Below are 20736 nucleotides of genomic sequence, written 5' to 3'. Positions count from 1 at the left end.
TCCCTCTCCCGCCCCGGGAGAGGGTGCCCGCGAAGCGGGTGGGTGAGGGTACCGCCGAGAATGGATCATTGAATCTTGATGGTACCCTCACCCTCCCACCGCTTTGCGGCGGGTCCCTCCCTCTCCCGGGGCGGGAGAGGGGGGAATCGGGAACGATCACGCGCCCGTGGCGGTGCTGACCGCCGCCTGGGGCAGCGGCGTGGTGGAGCTTTCGAACAGGTCGGCTTCGGCGGCGCGGCGCTTCACCAGACCCGGAAGCTGCGTCTTGACGCCGTTGACCGTGGCGTAGACCCAGCGGCCGAACTGGCCGGCGGCACCTTCGTAATCGCCCTGGTTCAGCAGGCGCAGCAGGGTCGAGCATTGCAGGCTGCCGGCCCCCAGGTTGAAGACGAAGGAGGCCAGCGCGCCGCGCTGGTCCGGGTTCAGCGCGACGGTGACCAGCTTGTCCACCTGGGCGGCGGCGGAGGTCAGGTCCGACTTCAGGAAATCGTCGGCCTGGGCGGAGGAAATGCTCTGCCCCAGCTCGACCCCGGCGGTGTGGCCGTAGCCGATGGTCGGCACCCCCGCCGGGCACAGGTAGGCCTTGAGGTAAAGACCCTCGAAATGCTTCACAAGATTGACCGCTTCTTCGCAAACCGGCGTCGTCATGTTCGTCTTCCCCAGCGTGTCGTGAACGTGCATCGGCACGATCGGTTCGTGCTTTGGGGAGGGTATCCGAAGCAATAAACGCCTAAAAATGGTTTATTTTTTCACATTCACCCGCGTCGGATGAAGGCTTGGCCGGGTGTCAGTTCCAGCGGAACTCCGCGGCCACCGCGCGAGCCTCCACCGGTGTGATCAGGCGGTTGGTCGCCAACTTCACCGAATGCAGCCTGCCGTCCAGGTTGGCCTGCCAGAAATCCAGGAACCGGCGCAGCACCGGGTAGCCGGGGGCGAGGTCCAACTCCTGCCAGAGATAGCTCTGCAGCAGGTGCGGGTGGTCCGGCATGTGGTACAGAATCTCCGCCGTGGTCAGGCGGTAATCGCGAAGCTGAAGCCCCAGACTGGCCATGCTCTGCCTCCGTGATGGTGGAACCGGTGGCGTCCTCGCGCTGTGCCTTCGTGATTCTTTTGTGAAAGTGTGCCGTTCGCGGCTGCGGCAGGCAACAAAAATTTTTCTTCTTTTTCAATGCATTAGCAGCAATTCATGGTGACTGCTGCCAGGAATCGCACCGATTGCCGCAACGACCCTCTTGAATCGAAACCGCAGCTCGATTAGCTGTCTGGCACTCGCCGGGGGAGAGTGCTAACAGCCCCGAGCCCGGCGCCAATCCTTTCAATAAGCCTTGATCCTGGAGGCATCCCCATGAAGTTCCGTCCGCTGCACGACCGCGTCGTCGTCAAGCGTCTGGAGTCCGACACCAAGACCAAGGGCGGGATCATCATCCCCGACACCGCGAAGGAGAAGCCCCAGGAGGGCCAGGTCATCGCGGTGGGTCCGGGCGCCCGTGACGAGAGCGGCAAGGTCGTTGCGCTCGACGTGAAGGCCGGCGACCGCATCCTGTTCGGCAAGTGGTCGGGCACCGAGGTGAAGATCGAGGGCGAGGATTTCCTGATCATGAAGGAATCCGACATCATGGGCGTCGTCGAGGCCTGAGCCTCCGCCCGCGCCGAGCGATCCAACCCCCCGAATTTCAAGGAAGTGAGCAATGGCTGCCAAGGAAGTTAAGTTCTCCGCCGCCGCGCGTGAGAAGATGCTGCGCGGTGTGGACATCCTCGCCGACGCCGTGAAGGTGACGCTGGGTCCGAAGGGCCGCAACGTCGTGATCGAGAAGTCCTTCGGCGCTCCGCGCATCACCAAGGACGGCGTCTCGGTCGCCAAGGAAATCGAGCTGTCGGACAAGTTCGAGAACATGGGCGCCCAGATGGTGCGTGAGGTCGCGTCGAAGACGAACGACCTGGCCGGCGACGGCACCACCACGGCGACCGTTCTGGCCCAGGCCATCGTCCGCGAGGGCGTGAAGTCGGTGGCCGCCGGCATGAACCCGATGGATCTGAAGCGCGGCATCGACCTCGCCGTCGAGACCGTCGTGAACGACATCCGCGGCCGCGCCAAGAAGGTGACGACCAACGACGAGATCGCCCAGGTCGGCACCATCTCCGCCAACGGCGAAGTCGAGATCGGCAAGATGATCGCCCTGGCCATGGAGAAGGTCGGCAACGAGGGCGTCATCACGGTGGAAGAGGCCAAGAGCCTGGAGACCGAGCTGGACGTCGTCGAGGGTATGCAGTTCGACCGCGGCTATCTGTCGCCGTACTTCATCACCAACGCCGACAAGATGATCGCGGACCTCGAAAACCCGTTCATCCTGCTGCACGAGAAGAAGCTGTCGGGTCTGCAGGCCCTGCTGCCGGTCCTCGAGGCCGTCGTGCAGTCCTCGCGTCCGCTGCTGATCATCGCCGAGGACGTCGAGGGCGAAGCCCTGGCGACCCTGGTCGTGAACAAGCTGCGTGGCGGCCTGAAGGTCGCCGCCGTGAAGGCCCCGGGCTTCGGTGACCGCCGCAAGGCGATGCTGGAGGACATGGCCATCCTGACCGGCGGCCAGGTCATCTCCGAGGATCTCGGCATCAAGCTCGAGAACGTCACCATCGACATGCTGGGCACCGCCAAGAAGGTCGTGATCTCCAAGGAGAACACCACCATCGTCGACGGCGCCGGCTCGGCCGAGGACATCCAGGCCCGCATCGGCCAGATCAAGGCGCAGGTCGAGGAGACCACCTCGGACTACGACCGCGAGAAGCTGCAGGAGCGTCTGGCGAAGCTGGCCGGCGGCGTTGCCGTCATCCGCGTCGGCGGCGCCACCGAGGTCGAGGTGAAGGAGCGCAAGGATCGCGTTGACGACGCCATGCACGCCACCCGCGCCGCGGTGGAAGAGGGTGTCGTCGCCGGCGGCGGCTCGGCCCTGCTGTACGCCACCAAGGCGCTCGACGCCCTGAAGCCGATCAACGACGAGCAGCGCGTCGGCATCGAGATCATCCGCCGCGCCCTGCAGGCCCCGGTCCGTCAGATCGCCTACAACGCGGGCACCGACGGTTCGATCGTGGTCGGCAAGCTGCTGGACCAGAACGACGCCAACTTCGGCTACGACGCTCAGAAGGGTGAGTTCACCGATCTGGTCGCCGCCGGCATCATCGACCCGGTGAAGGTGGTTCGCACCGCCCTGCAGGACGCGGCCTCGATCGCCGGCCTGCTGATCACCACCGAGGCGATGATCGCCGAGAAGCCGGAGAAGAAGGCTGCTCCGGCCGGCATGCCGGGTGGCATGGACGACATGGGCGGCATGGGCTTCTGATAGCCCGCGTTTCCCAGCACGTTTGCGGAAAGGGCGGTCCCTCGGGGCCGCCCTTTTCCGTTTGGGCATCTCCCTGACGGACAGGGTGCCGCCGGCCGGCGTTTTAGTTTGGAACGCTTCCAAACTTGAGGACGTTGACCTCCCAACCGGACGCCCCAGAGGTGCGCCGGCACGGCTTGCTGTTCAGGGAGAAAGCGATGGATGACCAATCGAAGACTCTGACCAACCGTCAGGGCCACCCGATCACCAACAACCAATCCCAGCGCACCGTGGGAGCCCGCGGTCCGGCGACGCTGGAGAATTACCAGTTTCTGGAGAAGATCACCCACTTCGACCGCGAGCGTATTCCGGAGCGCGTGGTCCACGCCCGCGGCTTCGTCTGCTACGGCGAGTTCGAGGCCACCGGCAAGATCGGCGACGAGCCGGCCTCCACCTACACCCGGGCCAAGCTGTTCGGCCAAGCCGGCAAGAAGACCCCGCTGGCCATCCGCTTCTCCACCGTCATCGGCGGGCGCGATTCGTCGGAGGTGGCACGCGACCCGCGCGGCTTCGCGGTGAAATTCTACACCGAGGACGGCAACTGGGATCTGGTCGGCAACAACCTGCCGGTCTTCTTCATCCGCGACGCCATCAAGTTCCCGGACGTCATCCATTCGCTGAAGCCCGATCCGGTGACCTTCCGGCAGGAGCCAAACCGCATCTTCGACTTCATGAGCCAGACGCCCGAATCCATGCACATGCTGACTCATCTGTTCAGCCCGCGCGGGATTCCGGCGAACTACCGGCACATGGAAGGCTTCGGCGTGAACACCTACAAGATGGTGAACGCCAACGGCGACACGGTGCTGGTCAAGTACCACTTCCACCCGCGCTGCGGTGTCGCCTCGCTGACGGCGGAGGAGGCGGCGAAGGTGCAGGGGCAGGATCTCGGCTCCGCCTCCAAGGACCTCTACGAGGCCATCGACCGGGGCGACTACCCGCAGTGGGATGTGTATGTCCAGATCATGGAGGACCACGACCATCCCGAACTGGAGTGGGACCCGCTGGACGACACCAAGATCTGGCCCGAGTCGGACTTCCCGCTGCGCCACGTCGGCGTCATGACGCTGAACCGCAACGTCGAGGACGTCTTCAACGAGAACGAACAGATCGCCATGGGCACCGGCGTGCTGGTCGACGGGCTGGATTTCTCGGACGACAAGATGCTGGTCGGGCGGACCTTCTCCTACTCCGACACGCAGCGCTACCGGGTTGGCCCCAACTATCAGCAGTTGCCGATCAACCAAGCCAAGAACGCGCCAGTCGCCACCAACCTGTCGGGCGGGCAGATGTCCTACCAGCGCGATCTGGCGCCGGGGCAGAACCCGCACGTCAATTTCGAGCCGTCCATCCACAACGGCCTGAGTGAAGCCCAGCGGGAGGAGCCGAACAACCCGCCGGAAATCCACGGCCGCCTGACCCGCAGCGTGATCGAGCGCCGCAACGACTACGTCCAGGCGCGGGGCCGCTACTGCACCATGATGGATTGGGAACGCGACGATCTGGTCCTGAACATGGGCACGCTGCTCGGCCAGTGCGAACGCGACGTCCAGGAGCGGATGCTCTGGCACTTCTTCCTGATCCATGACGATTACGGCAGCCGGGTCGCCGGCATGCTGGGCATGACCGCCGCCGACGTCGCCGGCTTGGCCCCCCTGCCCAAGCAGGTGCTGACCGACGAGGACCAGAAGCGGCTGAAGGCGCTGGGCAAGAACGGCGACACGATCGACCCGAAGGCCTGGGGCCAGTGGACCGGCTCCGTGAAGGTCCACCGTGCCACGGTGGACGAGGTGGTGAAGGGCATGCCGTCCGGCGCGCAAGGCGGCATGACCAGCCAGGCGGCCGATTAGGCGCAACCAAAGGTCTTTGTTCGAGCATCGTCCCAATGGGGCGGCGGGTTGTCCCGCCGCCCCTTTTTCATGCCGGCGCCGGTGATTGTTTTGAATGGCCACAGTTTGTGTAAGGACATGCGACACGTTGCCGCGCGACACGCCTGTCACTGGTATCACCAGAGGGGGCCATGCCACTGTCATTTTGCATCAAGGCATTAGCCAAAATATTAGAACTTCGATAAGGGAGAAGTGCGATGTCCATGCGTGCTGCCGTGCCCTTCGCGGCCATGCTGGCGGCCTCCGTCGCCACCTTCGGCGTGCCCGCGTTCGCCGCCGACGAACCGATTTCGCCGATCGAGCCGGCGAAGATCGCCAATCCCGGATTGGTTGAACTCGGTAAGAAGCTGTACTTCGATCCCCGGCTGTCCAAGTCCGGCTTCATCTCCTGCAACTCGTGCCACAACCTGTCCATGGGCGGCACCGACAACCTGAAGACCTCCATCGGCCACAACTGGCAGCAGGGTCCGATCAACTCGCCGACCGTGCTGAATTCCAGCCTGAACGTCGCGCAGTTCTGGGACGGCCGTGCGCTGACTCTGCAGGAGCAGGCCGGCGGCCCGATCGCCAATCCCGGCGAGATGGGCTCCACCCACGCCCTGGCGGTCGAGGTGCTGCGCTCCATCCCCGAATACCAGAAGGAATTCGGCGAGGTCTTCGGTGAGACCAAGATCACCATCGAGGAGGTGACCAAGGCCATTGCCGCCTTCGAGGAGACGCTGGTCACGCCGAACTCCCGTTTCGACCAGTGGCTGAAGGGCGACAAGAAGGCCCTGACCACCGTCGAGCTGGAAGGCTACGAGCTGTTCAAGGACTCGGGCTGCACCGCCTGCCACAACGGCTCGGCCGCCGGCGGCAACACCTTCCAGAAGATGGGCGTCGTCGAGCCCTACAAGACCAACAACCCCGCCGAGGGCCGCATCGCGGTGACCAAGGAGGAGGCCGACCGCTTCAACTTCAAGGTTCCGACGCTGCGCAACGTCGCGCTGACCTATCCCTACTTCCACGACGGAGAGGCCGCGACGCTGTCCGACGCCGTGGACGTCATGGGCCGCATCCAGTTGGGCAAGAAGTTCTCGACCGACGAGAACGCCAAGATCGTCGCCTTCCTGAAGACGCTGACCGGTGACCAGCCGAGCTTCGCTCTGCCGATCCTGCCGCCGTCCACGGACAAGACGCCGAAGCCGCATCCCTTCGACTGACGGTTCGGGGCTGGGTGCCCTCTCCCCCCCGGGGAGAGGGTTAGGGTGAGGGGGGTGCGCTTGTGTCGGACGTGCCGCCACGCGCAACCCCCTCACCGCCCGCTTCGCGGGCACCCTCTCCCCGGGGGGAGAGGGTTGAAGATTGCCAGGGTGTTCAGGGTATCGACATGCGGTGGGGATGGAAGACGGCGGGCGGCTTTGGGGCGCTCGCGCTGGCCGGTCTGGTGGGCGTCATCGTCGGGGTGGTCGGCTGGGGCGGCTTCAACACCGCGATGGAAGCGACCAACAGCATGGAGTTCTGCGTCTCCTGCCACGAGATGCGCGACAACGTGTATGTTGAGTACAAGACCTCGCCGCACTACCAGAACGCCTCCGGCGTAAGGGCCACCTGCGCCGACTGCCACGTCCCGCGCGACTGGACGCACAAGGTGATCCGCAAGGTGCAGGCGTCCGGCGAACTGTATCACTGGCTCATCGGCTCCATCGACACCAAGGAGAAGTTCGAGGCCAAGCGCCACACGCTGGCGCGCCGCGAATGGGAGCGCATGCGGGCGACCGACAGCCAGGAATGCCGCAACTGCCATTCCTTCGGCGCCATGGACTTCCACAAGCAGACACCGAAGGCGGCCAGCGCCATGGAAGGGGCGGAGAAGGCCGGCAAGACCTGCATCGACTGCCACAAGGGCATCGCCCACAGCTTCCCCGACGTCACCGCCGGCCATCGCCAACTCTTCGCCGGTCTGTCGGGGCAGGCGAAGGCGCTGGCCCTGAAGCCCGGCGACACCGCCTACGCCCTGACCAGCCTCGCCCTCTACGGCGCGCCGCCGACCCCTGGGAGCGCCGGGGACGGCGAGATCGCCGCGGCGACGCCGGTGAAGGTCCTGGCGGCGGAGGGCGGCGCCCTGCAGGTCGAGATCACCGGCTGGCAGCGCGGAAGCTCCAGGCAGACGCTCTATGCCCAGCCGGGCAAGCGCATCACCACGGTCAAGCTGAACGCGGCGGTGGCGGGCCAGGCGGCGGTGCTGCGCCGCGTCACCGATCCGGAGACCGAACAGGAGTGGACGGAGGTCCGCCTGACCGCCTGGACCGGGGCGGGCGGCTATGCGGCGACGCTCGGCGCGCTGTGGGATTACGGCGCGCGGGTCTATGACGCCAACTGCTCGCTCTGCCACGCGCTGCACCCGCCGGGTGCGTTCGACGCGAACGCCTGGATCGGCAAGATGAACGCCATGAAGCGGCTGACCCGGCTGGACGAGGAGGAGGGCCGCCTGCTGCTGACCTATCTGCAGAGCCATGCGAAGGACGGCGCGCGATGATCGCTGCGGCGAGAACCCGAAGCTGCTAAGAGGGGTTTTCTACCACGGGCCGGCGCCGAACACGCCGCGCCCGACGGCAGACGACCACTTGAGAAAGAGGACCCCCGCGATGTCGACTCTGCACAAACAAGCCATGGAAGCGGTGCTTCAGGCCGCCTCTCACGACATCGTCGGCACGCTCCAGGAGCGTAGCATCACCGACAAGCACAGCGAGGAGGGTGACCTCGTCGTTCTCGACGTCGCGATCCTGCACGCCTACCGCATCTTCATGCGGATCTGCGAGGAGAATGGGCTGGAGGTGGACGCGGGCTATTTCGCCGACATGGCCAACGACCTTGCCGACGAGGTGGCCCAGGAGGACGACGCGGACTGATCCGGTCCCGCGCCGCCGATTCCCGCTTCTTGAGTGCCCCGGTCCCGTCCGACCCTGCTTTTTCCTTTGGCGAAGGCGGTGCGGACGGGACCGGTCGACATCCTTCACCCCTCGGGGGACCCGATGACCGACGCCCCTGACACCGTTTCCTCTCCCGACGCCTTCTCTCCCGATGTCGCGATCATCGGCGCCGGCCCGGCCGGGCTGATGGCGGCGGAGGTCATCGCCGCCGCGGGCCGCTCGGTCGCCGTCTTTGAGCGGATGCCCACCCCGGCGCGCAAGCTGCTGCTGGCCGGGCGCGGTGGGCTGAACCTGACCCATTCCGTAGCGCTGGACGCCTTCACCGCCCGCTACGGCGCGCAGGCCCCGCTGTTCGCTGAACTGCTGGCCAGCCTCTCCCCGGCGGACCTGCGCGACTGGGCGGCGGGGCTCGGGATCGAGACCTTCGTCGGCTCCAGCGGGCGCGTCTTTCCGGTGCAGATGAAGGCCTCCACCCTGGTCCGCGCGTGGCTGCACCGGCTGGAGGGGCTGGGCGTCACCCTGCACACCCGCCACCGCTGGCTCGGTTGGGACGCGTCCGGCGCGCTGCGCTTCCAGCGCGGCGACGGCACGGAGACCACCGTCGCCCCGCGCGCCACTCTGCTGGCGCTGGGCGGGGCGAGCTGGCCGCGCACCGGCTCCGACGGCGCCTGGACCGAGCTTCTCGCCGCGCGCGGGGTGGACATCGCGCCGCTGCGACCGTCCAACATGGGCTTCGAGGTGCCCTGGTCCGATCACCTGCGCGAACGCTTCGCCGGCCAGCCGGTCAAGAGCGTCGGCCTCGCCTTCGGCGACCGGCGTTTGAAGGGCGAGTTCGTCATCACCGAGACCGGCATCGAGGGCGGCGCCGTCTACGCGCTGAGCGCCCCCTTGCGCGACGCCATCGAGCGCGAGGGCTGGGCCGCCCTGACCATCGACCTGATGCCGGATCTGCTGGAGTCGGCGATTGCCAAACGGCTGCGCCGCCGCGGCGCGGAGTCGCTGTCGACCTTTCTGAAGAAGTCCCTGTCGCTGACCGGCCCGCGCGCCGCCCTGCTGCGCGAGTTCACGCCGGCGTCGGAACTGTCCGACCCGGCGGCGCTGGCCCGCCAGATCAAGGGCCTGTCGATGGTGCTGACCGGGGTGCGGCCCATCGAGCGCGCCATCTCCACCGCCGGCGGCGTCCGGCTGGCGGAGCTGGACGAGTCGCTGATGCTGACCCGCCTGCCGGGCACCTTCATCGCCGGGGAGATGCTGGATTGGGAGGCGCCGACCGGCGGCTACCTCCTCCAGGGCTGCTTCGCCATGGGCGCGCGGGCGGGGAAGGGTGTGCTGGGGTATCTGGAGGGCTGAGTCGTTGCCGGGGTTGCCCCCTCCCTAACCCTCCCCCGCTTCGCAGGGGAGGGGAATACGTCTCCCTCTCCTGCGAAGCGGGGGAGGGCCGGGGTGGGGGTAATACGCTCCGCCTCACCGCACTGGATTGCCGTAGTCGTACTGCACCTGGGGCGCGCTGCCCTTGCCGGTCAGGCTCTCGATCAGCGAGCCGATGCCGCCTGCCGCGCCTCCCGATGACCCGCGCGCCGGGGCCGCCGCCGGGGTGGCGCGGGCGGGTTCCGCAATGCCGCCGGAGGCGACATAGGCGGGGGCGCCCTCCATCCCCGGCAGGGGGCGGGGCGGGCGTCCAGCGTGGGCGTCCAGCATGAAGCCCTGCCACAGCTTGGCCGGCAGCGAGCCGCCGGTGACCCGCTTCATCTCGGCGTTGTTGTCGTTGCCCAGCCACACCCCGGCCACGAGGTCGGCGGTGAAGCCGACGAACCAGGCGTCGCGGTAGTCCTGGGTGGTGCCGGACTTGGCCGCCGCCGGGCGGTCGAGCTTCGCCGACTTGCCGGTGCCGTACTCGATGACGCCGGTCATCATGCGGGAAAGCTGCGCCGTGTGCGCCGGGTCCACCACCGGGGCGGAACCGCCGGCCTGCCGCCGGTACAGGATGTTGCCGTCGCGGTCCCGGATTTCGGCGATGGCGTAGGGCCAGACCGGCGCGCCGCGGTTGGCGATGCCGGCATAGGCGCGGGTCAGCTCCAGCAGGTTGACCTCGCTGGTGCCCAGCGCCAGCGACAGGTCCTTGCCCATGGGCGAATTGATGCCCAGCCCCGCCGCCACCCGGCGCACCCGCTCCACCCCGATGCGGTCGATGATGCGCACGGTGGCGGTGTTGGACGAATGGGCCAGCGCGGTGGCCATGGTGACGGTGCCGCGGAACTTGCCGTCGTAGTTGCCGGGGCTCCAGCCGCCGATGCGGACCGGGGCGTCCTCGACGGGGCTGTCGGGCGACCAGCCGGCCTCCAGCGCGGCCAGATAGACGAAGGGCTTGAAGGCCGATCCCGGCTGGCGCATCGCCTGGGTGGCGCGGTTGAACTCGCTGGCGTCGTAGTCCCGCCCGCCGACCAGGGCGCGCACCGCGCCGCCGGCGGTCATGGCGACCAGCGCGCCCTGGCGGGCGTTGGCGGCGGCACCGGGGCCGGACAGGATCTCCTCCAGCCGCTGCTCCGCCGCGCGCTGCAGCTTGAGGTCCAGCGTCGTGCGCACCACCACGTCGCCGTGGCCGGAGCCGACAAAGGCCGAGACCAGCTCCGTCACCCAATCGGCGAAGTAACGCCCGTCGCCGCCCGGCTTGCGCTTGGCGGAAGGCGGGGCGTTGCGCGCCGCCTCCAGCTCCTGCGCGGTGATGAAGCCGGCGTCCACCATGGCGCCCATCACGACGCGCGACCGTTCCGCCGCCTCGTCCGGGTTGGAGGATGGGGCGTAGCGCGAGGGCGCCTTCAGCAGGCCGGCGATGATCGCCGATTCCCGCAGGTCGAGCTGGGTCGCCGGCTTGCCGAAATAGGTGCGGGACGCCGCGTCCACGCCGAAGGTGCCCGCCCCCAGATAGACGCGGTTCAGATAGGCGGTGAGGATCTGGTCCTTGGTGAAGCGGTGCTCCAGCCACAGCGCCAGCATGGCTTCCTGGATCTTGCGCTTCAGCGACTTCTCGGGCGTCAGGAACAGGTTCTTGGCGAGCTGCTGGGTGATGGTGGAGCCGCCCTGCGCCGAGCGCCCGGACCGCCAGTTGACGTAGAGCGCGCGGGCCAGACCGATGGGATCGACGCCGAAATGCGAGTAGAAGCGCCGGTCTTCGATGGCCAGAACGGCATGGATCAGATGCGGCGGCAGGTCGCTCACGCCCAGCGTCGTGCCGTGCAGGTCGCCGAAGCGCGCGAACTCCGACCCGTCCGCCGCCAGCACGGTGACCGAGGCGCGCCGCTCGAATTGCGCGACCTTGGAGATGTCCGGCAGGTCCAGCGCGAACCAGGCCAGCACCGCGCCCAGCGCGATGCCGCACCACACCCCCGCGACCATCCCGGCATAGACCAGCGTGCCGAGGATCGTCCGCCGCCGCCCGCCGCCTCCGGTCGTTTTTGAAGCAGGTTTGCGCGGCGGCGGGGTGGGCTTGCGCGGCTTCTCGGCTTTCGGCTTTTCGGGCTTGGCGGGCTTTTCCGGCTTGGGCGCGCGTTTGGGAAGGCGGGGGCGCAGCGCCGGTTCCTCGCCCCGCGTCTGGATGGGGCGCGGCCCCGCAAAGAGTTCGCCCGGTCGATCGTTGCTCACGGCGCGGTCGCGGCCCCCAAGAAATCCATGCCCGATGTAATCTGTGATGGAAAGCTATACGCCGCCGCCCCGTTGCGACGAAAGAGCGCCCGCGAAAGAGATAAGATTTGTCTTAGCACCGTTGCAGATGGATGACGGGGGTGGAAGAAAAGCCGCCGCGGACTGTTGTTTCCATGAGTAAGCGTTGACGCAGCGGAGAGCCTGTTCATGTCGAAGCCCCTGACCGTTTCCATTCCTCACAAGCTCGGCCGGGACGAGGCGAAGCGGCGCGTGGCGGAGGGGGTGGGGCAGGCCCGCTCCCACCTCGCCGCGGTCGCCAGCAGCATGGACGACCATTGGACCGACGACCGCGTGGATTTCCGCGTGGTGGCGATGGCCCAGACCGTCACCGGCTTCATCGACGTGCAGGACGACAGCGTCACCGTGGAGGTGCAGCTTCCCTGGGCGCTCGGCTTGCTGGCCAACAAGGTGAAGGACCGGCTGCAGAGCAAGGGCACCCTGCTGCTGGAGAAGAAGTAGCCGCCCCTACTCGGGCTTGCCGATCAGCCTGTGCTTCTTCAGCAGCCCGCGAAGCTGGTGGTAGCCGAGCCCCAGCGCCTCGGCGGTCTGGCGCTGGTTGAAGCGGTTGCGCTCCAGCGCCGTCTCCAGCAGCCCGGACTCGAAGCGCCGCACCTGCTCCTGGAAGTCTCCGGTGGGAACCGGCGGCGCCTCCTCTTCCACGGCTGGTGACGGGACGGTCGCCGCCGGCGCGGCCGGCCGCCAAGCGGAGGCGAAGGGGTCGAGCAGGATCTCTTCCACCGGCCCCTCCGGGTCGGACGCGGCGACGGAGCGCTCCACCGCGTTGCGCAGTTCGCGCACGTTGCCCGGCCAGCCGTGGTCGAGAAGCTGCTCCAGCGCCCGCGGGGCGAAGCCGGGGAACAGGGAGCGCTCCAATTCCCGCACCATGCCCAGCGCGAAATGTTCGGCGAGCACGGGGATGTCCTCGCGCCGGGCGCGCAGCGGCGGCAGGGTCACCACGTCGAACGCCAGCCGGTCCAGCAGGTCGGCGCGGAACCGCCCGGCCTCGGCCAGCGCCGGCAGGTCGGCGTTGGTCGCCCCGATCACCCGCACGTCGACGGTCTGGGTCCGCCCGCCGACCCGCTCGATCTCGCCATACTCCACGGCGCGCAGCAGCTTTTCCTGAACGGCGGCGCTGGCCGTGGCGATTTCGTCCAGGAACAGCGTGCCGCTGTCGGCCTGCTCCACCCGCCCGATCTGCCGGCGGATCGCCCCGGTGAAGGCTCCGGCCTCGTGCCCGAACAGTTCAGAGTCGAGAAGGCTCTCGGTCAGCGCGGCGCAATTCACCTTCACGAAGGGCCGGTCCCAGCGCCGGGACAGATAATGCAGGCGGGCGGCCACCAGCTCCTTGCCGGTCCCACGCTCCCCGATGACCAGAAGGGGGCGCTCCAGCGGCGCCACACGGGAGACGTGGGCGAGGACCGCGTGGAAGGCCGGGGACTCCCCGAGCAGAGGAGGCGGGTTGGGTTGCATGGTCAAAATGGCGAAAGGTTGATGAATTTTTTTACTCTATCGCGGAAATGGCGACGGTCCAAGCTTGGCCGCCGTCCCCCCGCCCCAGAAAATCCAAGGCTTTGCGGGAGTTCCCGGCTTTGGCACGGCCATTGCGAAGAAGGGAACCAAACAAGGAGACCCGCATGAGCCACTACAGCGACTACCACCGCCGCTACACCCGCGAGGCCCGTCCGCTGGCGGCGCGTATCCGGACCTACCTGACCAGCCGCCCGACCGAGAGCTGGGCGTTCTTCGCCGCCGGCCTGCTGATCGCCACGATCCTCGGCTGACGCCATCAACGCCCGCCCACCAAGCGACCACGAACGGACACATCCCCATGAGCATCTTTTCGCGCCTGACCGACATCGTGCAGTCCAACCTCAACTCCCTGCTCGACCGCGCGGAGGACCCGGAGAAGCTGATCCGTCTGATCATCCAGGAGATGGAGGACACGCTGGTCGAGGTGCGCTCCTCCACGGTGAAGATCATCGCCGAGCGCAAGGAGATCGAGCGCCGCATCACCGACCTGCACCGCGAGCGCGACTCCTGGGACCGCAAGGCCGAGACGGCGCTGACCCACGACCGCGAGGACCTCGCCAAGCAGGCGCTGCTGGCCAAGTCGCGCGCCGCCGAGGAGGCCGACGTCCTGACCGCCCAGCTCGCCCAGGTCGAGGAGGCGCTGTCCAAGTCCAACGAGGACATCGGCCGCCTCCAGGCCAAGCTGACCGACGCCAAGAACCGCGAGAAGGCGCTGGTCGCCCGCACCAAGACGGCGGCCAACCGCGTGCGCGTCCGCTCCACCCTGCACGACGAGCGGATCAACGACGCCTTCTCCCGCTTCGAGCAGGTGGAGCGCAACCTCGACGAGCTGGAAGGCCGCGTGGAGGCCTACGACGTCGGCCGCACCAAGACGCTGACCGAGGAGATCGCGGATCTGGAGGCCGACAAGAAGGTCCAGGACGAGCTGTCCGCGTTGAAGGCCCGCGTCGCCGCGCGCCGGGGAAGCTGATCCCGCACCGGCGTCGACACTGGCCCCGGCTCTGTCTTTCCGGACAGCGGGGTTGGCGTTGAGCCCCCTCTCCCGCCGGTTTGCGGGAGAGGGGTTTCCCGAACAACAAGAAAGGCCGTCCCCCGATGAGCGGTTTCAGCTTCGTCCTCGCGGCGCTCTTCATAACCGTGGTGGCACCGCTTTGGATCATCTTCCACTACATCACCAAATGGCGCGGGCAGCGTGGGTTGTCGGCCCAGGACGAGCAGCTTCTGGCCGAACTGTGGGACATCTCGAACCGCCTGGAAGGCCGCATCCACGCGCTGGAGCGGGTGCTCGACGCGGAGTCGCCCAATTGGCGCGACAAGCTCTGAGCCTGCCGCATTCCACACTCATTCCGACCTGACGGGAGCCCGACGATGGACCGTTCTTCGCCTTACGACTCGCCCAACCCGCACCGGCTCTTCCGCGATCCGCAGCGTGGCATGGTGGGGGGCGTGTGCGCCGGCATCGCCGATTATTTCGGGTTCAAGCCTGCATTGGTGCGGCTGGCTCTGGTGCTGGGCCTGTTCTTCTTCATGCCGCCGGTGATCCTCGCCTACGTGATCGCGGTGCTGGTCCTGCCGGTCAAGCCACCGGCGGTCTACCGCAATCCGGAGGAGGAGGCCTTCTGGCGCGGCGTGTCGATCAAGCCCGACCGCACCCTGGCCGGCTTGACGCAACGCTTCCGCGATTTCGAAAAGCGCGTCGGGAACCTGGAAGCGCATGTCGCTTCCAAAGAGTACGAACTCAACCGCGCGATCCGCAACCTGGACCGCTGACGGCAGCCCCGGAACGCCTCCGGGGCAAAGCCGCCGCCTGACCGCAGCGCCGCCTGTCGCGGCGCCGGAGGTTAGCGCCGACGGCGGTTCCGGCTGCGCACACGCACCGGCTTCATGGCCGGGCGGGCGGCAGCGAGGCCGGCGAGGGCCGCAGCCATCGCTCCAACGAGCACGACCAGATCGAGATCCATCATGGCTCCTCCGCTTGACCCGATCAGAATGACGCAACTGTGAAGGACATGGTAGCGAAAAGAGGTGACAGCAACCGTCCGTCCGGCAGATGACCGCCACCGGGGCTCCCCCAAACGGGGAAGCCTATCCGTCCGGGCCGTCAATCGAGGTAAGGCCTCACCGAAAGAATGGAGAAGCCCTTGTGCTCGGGATGGCGGGCGTTGGTCTTCTCCCGCGCCTTCGTCTCGTCCAGTCCCCAGACCAGAAAGCGACGGCCCCTCTTCCAACGGTCCAGCGCCGTCTTCTCCAAGCCGCCGGTGACGCGCGCGCCATAGTCGGCGTGGGCCACCGTCACCACCCATCCAGCATCCGCCGGTGTCCGCCGGTCGTCCAGGACATAGACGCGCCGGTCCTCCGCGTCCGCCGCCGCCAGACGCTGCTCCAGGTCCTCGCAGGCCAAGTCGATGGATGCCTTGCGGCGCCGCGCCGCGCGCAGCTCCCGCGCCTGGTCCAGCGTGGCGCGGGCAAGGCGTTTGAGGCGTTCCACCTGGGCATGGCGACGGGCCGCGGCGTTGACGATGCGATCCTCCGCCGTCCGGAGCTGCCGCCGCGCCGACAGGAGCGAGGCCGCCAGCGTCGCCACGCCGACCAGTGCGGAGAAGAGATACAGCGTCGATGGATGGCCCACGGCGCCCTCAACTCGCAATCGCCAGGGGGAGGGGATCGCCCGACCCGGCTTTGCCCTGGCTGGCGCCCGTCCTGCCGGTCGTGATCGACGCGTCCTGAAGCGTTTCCTGAATCCGCAACACCACATAGCCGAAGGCGGGCGGGTAGCGCCGCTCGATCTCGGCGCGGGCCACCGGCACGGTGCGCGCCCACACCTCGACCGTCTGGGGCCGTGCCCAGCCGGAGTCGATGAAGGCGTGCTGCGCCTGCTGGTTGGCGCCGCCGCCGACATATTTGTTCGCGACCTGCGCGATGTAGCAGGGCGTGCCGGCGACCTCCTCACCGATCAGCCGCCGGAACTCATCGCCGCGGTGCTGAAGGTCGCGCAGGCGCTGTTCCAGCGTCTGACGGCGGCGCGTGGCGTCGCCGATGTCCTGCTCGGCCTTGCGCAGCGCGTCGATGCGCTGCGTCTTGCGCGCCTCGAACCCGGCTTCCAGTTTAGCGCGGCGGGCGATGGTGTCCTGCAGGCGGCCGGTGCCGAGCCGCCGCTCGATCGCGCGCTCGCCCAACAGGGCTGCCGCCTTGCCAATGCCGAAGCCCAGCCCGGCCAAGGCGAGCGCCAGGAACAGCGCCTGACCATAATCGTTCCACATGGCTGAGACCCTGATCCCCCGAAAAGAACCGGAGCGGAAGCGGCCCGGAGCCGGTTCGCCGCTTTCACCGTCTCATGGTGTCGAGAATGGAGGAGCGGTAATCCACGCCCTTTGGACCTGCAACGCCTAAGTGCAGGGCGAATGAAGTTTGCAAACTTCGTTCACGTCAGGGAAATTTTCGTATCCGCTCTGTTTCCGCATTGTGTGCGGACCGCAAGAAAGCGGTTTTATGTTTTCACAAACCGCATCCGCCATGGCGGCGCATCATGAACAGGGCGGCGGATGCGGCTCGTCGGCCACGCACACGCGGTCCCGTCCGGCCAGCTTGGCCTCGTAGAGCGCGGCGTCGGCGCGGCGCAGGGTCAGTTCGATGGAGGGCTCCGCGGCGCTCCACTCGGCCACGCCCAGGCTGGCGGTGATGGGGATGGCCCGGCCGTCGGTCACCACCGGGCTTCCGGCGATGGCGGCGCGCACCCGCTCGGCCACGATGCGCGCCCCGGCAAGGTCGGTCTCGGGCAGCAGGGCGACGAACTCCTCCCCGCCGAAGCGGGCGAGTTGGTCCGAGGTGCGCAGGGCCTCGCGGGCGCGGACCACCACCGTGCGCAGCGCCTCGTCCCCGGCGGCGTGGCCGTGGCCGTCGTTGACCGCCTTGAAGTTGTCGAGATCGAGCAGGAAGACGCTGAGCCGCCGCCCGTGCCGATGCGCCCGTCCCAGTTCCGCCGCGGCGAGGTCCAGGAAATGCCGGCGGTTCCACACGGCGGTCAGCGGATCGACGGTGGCCAGCCGCTCCAGCTTGGCGTTCGCCGCCTCCAGCGCCCGGGTGCGTTCGGCGACGCGGGCCTCCAGCGTCTCGTTGGCCTCGCGCAGCCGCTCATACAGGCTGACGTTGGCGAAGCTGATGGCGATCTTGGAGGCGAACACCTCGACCAGCCCACGGTCCACATCGTCCAGCGGACGATCGGTGTGAATCCAGGCCGCCACCTCATGCCCGTCCGGCACGCGGATGAACAGGGTCGTCTCGTTGGGGCCGTAATGGCTGCGGCGGCTGTGGAAGGCGTCGGTGATGCGCTCGGCGAGGGCCGGCGGGATCACGGCTCCGGTCGGCGACGCGGTCTGCCCGGCCGCCTCGGCGTAGCAGCCGGCCCCGGCCAGCACGTAGAAGGCGCCGTCCGGCAGCGGCCGGCCGGTCGCGCCGCGCTGGGCGCACAGGATGGCGTCGGGCTTCACCCGCAGGAAGGCGGACAGCTGGGTCAGCACCCCGGCCGCGAACTGCTGCATGCAGCGCAGTTCGAACAGACGGTCGGTGGACTGGATGATCTGCTGAAGCCCGCGGCGGTTGGTCTCCAGCGCCACGATGTCGGCGTAGGCGCGCAGGGCCGCGACGACGGAGGTGAACAGCTTCTTCGCCGTCAGCTCCGCCTTGGACTTGTAGTCGTTGATGTCGTAGGCGAGGACCACGTCCTCCTCCGGCGCCTGTCCCGGCTGGCCGGTGCGCAGGATGATGCGGATGGCGTTGTTGTTGAGATCCTCGCGGATGGTGCGGACGAGCCGCAGCCCCGCGTCGTCCGTCTCCATCACCACGTCCAGCAGGATGATGGCGACGTTGGGCGTGCAGCGCAGGACGGCGGCCGCCTCGCCTGCCGACAGGGCGCTGACGAGCGACAGGCGCCGCCCCTTGTAGCGCAGACCCCCCAAAGCCAGCCGGGTGACCGCGTGAACCTCCGGATCGTCGTCGGCGATCAGCACGATCCACGGCTCCGCCCCGTCTTCGGGCGGCGGCGGTTGGTCGTCGTCTGCGAACAGAAGGTCGGTTTCCATGCTGTGCGTTCCGCCCGTCCTGCCCGTCCGTTCAGCCTGCCCGTCCGTTCGGCCTGTTGCCGGCCAACAACCGGTTCCCGGCGGTGCCGGTCAGGGTTTGCCACGCGGATTGCTGCCATTCAGCGGTAACCGATGCAACTTCACCTGCGCAACGGGTTCGTTATCCTTATGGAATGAATTTCGTCCTTTCGCAACCGTCGGTCCGCGGTATGTCGTTTGACCACGATCAAAGCGGGCGGCGGCGGCGGGCGGCAAACTGCGTTGAAACGGGGTGGCCGCAAGCCATCTTTCCGCGAGGCTGTGGAGCGGGTGTTGCGAATGTTGGATCGTCGGATGTTTCTCACGGCCATGGGGGCCAGCCTGACGGTGGGCGCCCTGGCCATCGCGGTGCGCAGCCTGGCCGGCACGGTCCCCGCCTCGGCGTCCACCAGCGCGGCGAAGCCGGAAGTGATGGTGTGGAAATCGCCGACCTGCGGCTGCTGCGGCGGCTGGGTGGACCACATGCGGGCCGCCGGCTTCCCGGTGACCGTGCAGGAGGTCGACGATGTGGAGCCGGTGAAGATGCGCCTCGGCGTGCCTGCCCGGCTCCAGTCCTGCCACACCGCCCTGGTCGGCGGCTATGCCCTGGAAGGCCATGTGCCCGCCGACAGCGTGCAGCGGCTGCTGCGCGAACGCCCGGCGGCGGTCGGCCTCGCCGTTCCGGGCATGCCGCAGGGCTCGCCGGGCATGGAAACCGGGGTGAAGGATCCCTACGACGTCGTCCTGTTCGGTGCGGCGGGCGGCGACAGCGTGTACGAGCGGCGCTGACCCTTCCGGGATAAGCCTGATAACCGGCGCCCTCGGGCCTTGCCCTTCCGTTCCTTGCTTCCAGCGGCTGGCCTTGCCAAGGCGCGACCGCGCTTGGCGGAACGGAGGGAACGGCGTGACCACGGCATTCGATCTTGCCATCATCGGCTGGCTGAACGGCTACAGCCGCGCCAGCATGGCGGCGGACAAGACCATCTATGTCATCGCCCAAAGCGACCTGCTGAAGGGCGGCGTGCTGATGGCGCTGCTGTGGTGGTGCTGGACCCGGCGCAGCGGGCGGCTGATCGGGCCGGACCTTTATTCGGTGAAGACCATCGCCGGGGCGCTGCTGGCCATCGCCATTGGACGCGGGATGCAGAACTTCCTGCCGATGCGCCTGCGCCCGGTCCATGATCCGGAGTTGGGCTTCGTTGTTCCGTATGATGTGAACGCCTGGGCGGTCGATGGCTGGAGTTCCTTTCCCAGCGACCACGCCGTGCTGTTCTTCGCTCTGGCCGCGGCCCTGTGGTGGTCGAACCGGCTGGTCGGGGCCTTCGCCTTCCTGTGGACGCTGGTGGTGATCTGTTTGCCGCGCGTCTATCTGGGGCTTCACTTCCCGACGGACATCCTGGCCGGCGGGGTGGTCGGTGTCCTCATCATGGCGGCGGTGCTGGCCGTTCCGGTGCCGGAGCGCCTGAGCCGCCGCGTCCTCGATTGGCAGGACACCCAACCGGGGATCGTTTACGCGTTGGCCTTCCTGGTGACCCTTCAGATGGCGACGTTGTTCGCCAACGCCCGGCGGCTGATCGAGGGGGCGATGACCGTCCTTCTGGGCTCGTGATGCGGTGCAGCGAAAAAATGCCGGTCGATGGAAAAAAGCTCTTGCCGGGCTTGGCCGACCCGCCTATAACCCGGCTCCCACGACGCCGGGGCCGCTGAGAAGCGCGACGGCGGCAAGGGAACAGAAGATAAGGCGAAGTAACGTCGAGCCAACGTGAAAACAAAGGCTTGACAGAACAAGTCGAAGCTTCTAGATAAATCGCCCCGACGCGCCGCACCGGACTCCGGTGACGCAGCGCGGGACGGGCAGCGGTCCTCGACGAGGATCGCGGGATCTTGGATATCGTTGATACCGTGTTGTGAGAAGGGATGCGCAGGCGGCGGTTTTGACCGTTGGCCGCGGACCGGTTCCGGAAGGGACTGGCATCGCGGGTCGCTTGAGCATCTCGGTCAAGCAGTAAGAGACGAACAGTTTCGAAGGCTTGGGTGAGGTCGCGTTGAGCGGCCCTGTCAAGTGGATGCGGTCTTCGGACCGCTGTCCAGCTTGAACCTGAGAGTTTGATCCTGGCTCAGAACGAACGCTGGCGGCATGCCTAACACATGCAAGTCGAACGAAGGCTTCGGCCTTAGTGGCGCACGGGTGAGTAACACGTGGGAACCTGCCTTTCGGTTCGGGATAACGTCTGGAAAC

Annotated in this window: 22 protein-coding genes and 1 rRNA gene; 15 read left to right on the top strand and 8 right to left on the bottom strand. The window is 67.6% G+C overall.

What is annotated here, in order from left to right:
- Positions 1-156: 156 nt before the first annotated feature.
- Together AC1DVI_RS19455 and AC1DVI_RS19450 are read right to left on the bottom strand one after the other, a co-directional pair.
- Complete coding sequence (locus AC1DVI_RS19455) at positions 157-648, bottom strand: lysozyme (RefSeq protein WP_476959382.1); 492 nt, start codon at positions 646-648, stop codon at positions 157-159.
- 139 nt (positions 649-787) lie between these two features.
- Complete coding sequence (locus AC1DVI_RS19450; protein WP_145623297.1) at positions 788-1051, bottom strand: usg protein; 264 nt, start codon at positions 1049-1051, stop codon at positions 788-790.
- Between the two features lie 294 nt (positions 1052-1345).
- Here AC1DVI_RS19450 and groES point away from each other — a divergent pair, with 294 nt between their 5' ends.
- The 7 genes from groES (at position 1346) to AC1DVI_RS19415 (ending at position 9522) form a co-directional block, all read left to right on the top strand.
- On the top strand, positions 1346-1636 hold the full coding sequence (groES, locus tag AC1DVI_RS19445; RefSeq protein WP_145623298.1) for a co-chaperone GroES: 291 nt from the start codon (positions 1346-1348) through the stop codon (positions 1634-1636).
- 52 nt (positions 1637-1688) lie between these two features.
- Positions 1689-3332, top strand: coding sequence for a chaperonin GroEL (gene groL / locus AC1DVI_RS19440; protein ID WP_476959381.1), 1644 nt, complete (start codon positions 1689-1691; stop codon positions 3330-3332).
- A gap of 197 nt (positions 3333-3529) precedes the next feature.
- A complete protein-coding gene (locus tag AC1DVI_RS19435; protein WP_476959380.1) occupies positions 3530-5221 on the top strand; it encodes a catalase in 1692 nt (563 codons plus the stop codon).
- Positions 5222-5457: 236 nt separating this feature from the next.
- Positions 5458-6462 (top strand): cytochrome-c peroxidase, encoded by a 1005-nt coding sequence (locus AC1DVI_RS19430; RefSeq protein ID WP_476959379.1) that lies wholly within the window; start codon positions 5458-5460, stop codon positions 6460-6462.
- Positions 6463-6629: 167 nt separating this feature from the next.
- On the top strand, positions 6630-7778 hold the full coding sequence (locus tag AC1DVI_RS19425; protein WP_476959378.1) for a NapC/NirT family cytochrome c: 1149 nt from the start codon (positions 6630-6632) through the stop codon (positions 7776-7778).
- A gap of 109 nt (positions 7779-7887) precedes the next feature.
- Positions 7888-8151 (top strand): hypothetical protein, encoded by a 264-nt coding sequence (locus tag AC1DVI_RS19420; RefSeq protein WP_476959377.1) that lies wholly within the window; start codon positions 7888-7890, stop codon positions 8149-8151.
- A 123-nt stretch (positions 8152-8274) separates the two neighbouring features.
- Positions 8275-9522, top strand: coding sequence for a BaiN/RdsA family NAD(P)/FAD-dependent oxidoreductase (locus tag AC1DVI_RS19415; RefSeq protein WP_476959376.1), 1248 nt, complete (start codon positions 8275-8277; stop codon positions 9520-9522).
- 114 nt (positions 9523-9636) lie between these two features.
- Here AC1DVI_RS19415 and AC1DVI_RS19410 read toward each other — a convergent pair whose 3' ends face one another.
- Complete coding sequence (locus AC1DVI_RS19410) at positions 9637-11811, bottom strand: transglycosylase domain-containing protein (RefSeq protein ID WP_476959375.1); 2175 nt, start codon at positions 11809-11811, stop codon at positions 9637-9639.
- A gap of 207 nt (positions 11812-12018) precedes the next feature.
- On the opposite strand from AC1DVI_RS19410, the gene AC1DVI_RS19405 reads away from it, so the two are divergent.
- Positions 12019-12330 carry a polyhydroxyalkanoic acid system family protein gene (locus AC1DVI_RS19405; protein WP_014239097.1) on the top strand — a complete coding sequence of 104 codons (312 nt, stop codon included), beginning with the start codon at positions 12019-12021 and terminating at the stop codon, positions 12328-12330.
- A 6-nt stretch (positions 12331-12336) separates the two neighbouring features.
- Here AC1DVI_RS19405 and pspF read toward each other — a convergent pair whose 3' ends face one another.
- On the bottom strand, positions 12337-13341 hold the full coding sequence (gene pspF / locus AC1DVI_RS19400) for a phage shock protein operon transcriptional activator (RefSeq protein WP_476959374.1): 1005 nt from the start codon (positions 13339-13341) through the stop codon (positions 12337-12339).
- Positions 13342-13505: 164 nt separating this feature from the next.
- On the opposite strand from pspF, the gene AC1DVI_RS19395 reads away from it, so the two are divergent.
- The 4 genes from AC1DVI_RS19395 (at position 13506) to pspC (ending at position 15171) form a co-directional block, all read left to right on the top strand.
- The gene (locus AC1DVI_RS19395; protein ID WP_014239099.1) at positions 13506-13652 is read left to right on the top strand and encodes a hypothetical protein; all 147 of its coding nucleotides are present in this window, start codon (positions 13506-13508) and stop codon (positions 13650-13652) included.
- Positions 13653-13699: 47 nt separating this feature from the next.
- Positions 13700-14371, top strand: a complete 672-nt coding sequence (gene pspA / locus AC1DVI_RS19390; protein WP_476959373.1) for a phage shock protein PspA — start codon at positions 13700-13702, stop codon at positions 14369-14371.
- 125 nt (positions 14372-14496) lie between these two features.
- Positions 14497-14724, top strand: a complete 228-nt coding sequence (pspB, locus tag AC1DVI_RS19385) for an envelope stress response membrane protein PspB (RefSeq protein ID WP_149165526.1) — start codon at positions 14497-14499, stop codon at positions 14722-14724.
- 45 nt (positions 14725-14769) lie between these two features.
- The gene (gene pspC / locus AC1DVI_RS19380; protein ID WP_476959372.1) at positions 14770-15171 is read left to right on the top strand and encodes an envelope stress response membrane protein PspC; all 402 of its coding nucleotides are present in this window, start codon (positions 14770-14772) and stop codon (positions 15169-15171) included.
- Positions 15172-15242: 71 nt separating this feature from the next.
- Here pspC and AC1DVI_RS19375 read toward each other — a convergent pair whose 3' ends face one another.
- The 4 genes from AC1DVI_RS19375 to AC1DVI_RS19360 form a co-directional block, all read right to left on the bottom strand.
- On the bottom strand, positions 15243-15365 hold the full coding sequence (locus tag AC1DVI_RS19375; RefSeq protein WP_014239103.1) for a hypothetical protein: 123 nt from the start codon (positions 15363-15365) through the stop codon (positions 15243-15245).
- Positions 15366-15502: 137 nt separating this feature from the next.
- Positions 15503-16030 (bottom strand): hypothetical protein, encoded by a 528-nt coding sequence (locus AC1DVI_RS19370; protein WP_476959371.1) that lies wholly within the window; start codon positions 16028-16030, stop codon positions 15503-15505.
- A 7-nt stretch (positions 16031-16037) separates the two neighbouring features.
- Positions 16038-16661, bottom strand: a complete 624-nt coding sequence (locus AC1DVI_RS19365; protein WP_476959370.1) for a hypothetical protein — start codon at positions 16659-16661, stop codon at positions 16038-16040.
- 264 nt (positions 16662-16925) lie between these two features.
- Positions 16926-18479 carry a diguanylate cyclase gene (locus AC1DVI_RS19360; protein WP_476959369.1) on the bottom strand — a complete coding sequence of 518 codons (1554 nt, stop codon included), beginning with the start codon at positions 18477-18479 and terminating at the stop codon, positions 16926-16928.
- A gap of 333 nt (positions 18480-18812) precedes the next feature.
- On the opposite strand from AC1DVI_RS19360, the gene AC1DVI_RS19355 reads away from it, so the two are divergent.
- The 3 genes from AC1DVI_RS19355 to AC1DVI_RS19345 form a co-directional block, all read left to right on the top strand.
- Positions 18813-19286 carry a DUF411 domain-containing protein gene (locus AC1DVI_RS19355; protein ID WP_476959368.1) on the top strand — a complete coding sequence of 158 codons (474 nt, stop codon included), beginning with the start codon at positions 18813-18815 and terminating at the stop codon, positions 19284-19286.
- Between the two features lie 115 nt (positions 19287-19401).
- The gene (locus tag AC1DVI_RS19350) at positions 19402-20106 is read left to right on the top strand and encodes a phosphatase PAP2 family protein (protein WP_476959367.1); all 705 of its coding nucleotides are present in this window, start codon (positions 19402-19404) and stop codon (positions 20104-20106) included.
- Between the two features lie 485 nt (positions 20107-20591).
- Positions 20592-20736, top strand: a 16S ribosomal RNA gene (locus AC1DVI_RS19345); the annotation flags it as partial.

It is taken from the genome of Azospirillum sp. P4_B5 (assembly GCF_056402275.1).
Note: the sequence above shows the minus strand (reverse complement) of the source record. Positions and strands in the feature narration are given on the sequence as shown.